This window comes from Cellulomonas citrea, assembly GCF_009829685.1.
In the GTDB taxonomy this organism is placed as follows: Bacteria; Actinomycetota; Actinomycetes; order Actinomycetales; family Cellulomonadaceae; genus Cellulomonas; species Cellulomonas citrea.
This window is the reverse complement of record NZ_VWSD01000261.1, coordinates 1-1,987: the sequence shown is the minus strand read 5'-3', so window position 1 is coordinate 1,987 and position 1,987 is coordinate 1. Positions and strand designations below refer to the sequence as shown.

The window sequence follows — 1,987 nt, the reverse complement described above, 5'->3', positions numbered from 1 at the left end:
ACGGGCGCGTCGTGGGCGGCTCCCCCGGGTCCTCCCGGGTGCGCAGCGCCGACACCGAGTGCTCCCGCGCGGGCGGCGGGCCGACGAGCAGACCGTCGTCGACGCGCTGCGGCTGGACGGACGCAGGGCGTTGCACGGGACCCGGAGGCGGCGGGAGCAGCACCGGGGTCGTCAGCCGGGGGGACGGACGGTCGCGGCGTGGCTGGTCCCCGCGGGACGCGTCCCGCCACGGCTCTGCCGCCAGCAGCGACGGGGTCGCGGTCGGCGCACCCCGGGCCGGGGTGGCCGCGGTCGACGCGTCGCTGCCACCGGGCACCACCGCCGACATCCCTCGCGGCGCCACCAGGACCGGGTTCGCCGTCCGCACCGCCACGGGGTGCTCGTCGGGTTCGAGCTCGATCACCGGGACCGGTTCGTGCACGGTGCGTGCCGCGACGATCGGCAGCGCCTGCGTCGCACCCAGCGGGACCACCCCGTCGGCCGTGGCACGGACCGGTGCGGCGACAGCCACGAGGGAGCGCACGTCCTCGACCGTCTCCACGCTCACCAGCCGCCGGCCGTCCTCCGCGTGCACGACGCCCACCCGCAGCACGTCGAGCCGGCCCCGCGAACGCCAGAACTGCACCGCACCGGCCGCCTCCTCGGTGACCTCGGCGCACAGCAGCACGACCCGCATGCCCGGCTGAGGCACCCCGGGCGAGGCGAGGGCCACCGAGTCGCGGAAGTCCTGCACGGCCAGCTCGAACCGCTCCGGCGCCTGCGCGTGGAACAGCCGCGCCACGTCGCGGTGCGTCATTCGTGCGACGACGCCGGCCCGGCGCAACGAGGCGACCAACGACTGCTCGTCGAGCCGCGCGACGGCGTCGACCACGACCGGGGAGCGGCGTGCGTCCATCGCCACCACGGCCGGCAGGTCGGCGCGCACCCCGTCCCGCCCGTTGTGCACGACGAGCACCGGCTCGCCCAGGACGACGTCGAGGTGACGGTCCAGGATCGCCCCGACCTCGGCCGCGAAGACGTCAGGGCCCGGACGCGCGGGCGGCACGATCCGTACCCGGTCGTCACCGACCTCGAACAGGGGCATCTCAGCCCTTTCCGCGCACAGGGGGGAGGCGTCGCCTCGTCGGAGCTGGATCACCTTCTCACGCACAGGCAGGGCTGATGCATCACGCAGAGGTGTGATGAATTGCCCGAGATGTCCGATTCACCCGGGTGGACGAACGTCGCTCACCCGAACGGCCCAACGACCCGGCCGAAACCCGGGCGGTCAGCCCTCGGCGAGGCGGGCCTCGACCCGCGCGACCTTCCCGTCGAGCTCCCCGGTGTGCCCGGGCCGGATGTCCGCCTTGAGCACCAGGCTCACCCGGCCGGCGTGGGCACCGACCGCCTCGGTCGCCCGCCGGACGACGTCCATCACCTCGTCCCACTCCCCCTCGATCGTGGTGAACATCGCGTCGGTGCGGTTCGGCAGACCCGACTCGCGGACGATGCGCACGGCATCGGCCACGGCATCGGCGACGGACTCGGAGGTGCCGAGCGGGGCGACGGAGAAGGCGACGAGCATGGGCCCAGCATCCCGCGTCCGGGCCCCGGGCGCACAGGTCGGGCCGCCCCTCGGGACGGCAGCGACGACGGCGGCGACGGGGCGCCGCCCGCCTAGAGCCGCGCGGCGAGCAGCTGGGCCAGGTGCAGGCCCTGCGTGCCGGCGAGCTGGTCGGCCTGGGTGCGGCAGGAGAAGCCGTCCGCCAGGTAGAGGTCGCCGGGGGCTGCCGCACGCAGCGCCGGCAGCAGCGCGTTCTCGGCGACCGCGACCGACACCTCGTAGTGCCCGCGCTCCATGCCGAAGTTGCCGGCCAGGCCGCAGCAGCCACGCGTAGTTGACCCGCAGCCGTGGGATGTCCCGGTCCGCCTCACCCTCGCCCAGCAGCGCCAGCGCCCGCTCGGTGAACCGCTGCGCCTGCTCGTAGTCGCGGCGTTCCTCGGCCAC

At 75.3% G+C, this 1,987-nt stretch carries 2 protein-coding genes and 1 pseudogene; all 3 read right to left on the bottom strand.

The features are described 5' to 3' along the window. Positions 1-1,084, bottom strand: a 1,084-nt coding sequence (locus tag F2B26_RS15940) for a hypothetical protein (RefSeq protein ID WP_159811022.1), incomplete at its 3' end; no start/stop codon positions are given. Between the two features lie 183 nt (positions 1,085-1,267). Then, positions 1,268-1,564, bottom strand: a complete 297-nt coding sequence (locus tag F2B26_RS15935; protein WP_159811020.1) for an MTH1187 family thiamine-binding protein — start codon at positions 1,562-1,564, stop codon at positions 1,268-1,270. Between the two features lie 92 nt (positions 1,565-1,656). Further along, positions 1,657-1,875, bottom strand: a pseudogene (locus F2B26_RS15930) (hypothetical protein); the annotation flags it as partial. Between the last annotated feature and the right edge of the window lie 112 nt (positions 1,876-1,987).

Excerpts from the sequence above, each read along its gene's own strand:
- F2B26_RS15935 (WP_159811020.1), bottom strand. The coding sequence starts at position 1,564 with ATGCTCGTCGCCTTCTCCGTCGCCCCGCTCGGCACCTCCGAGTCCGTC.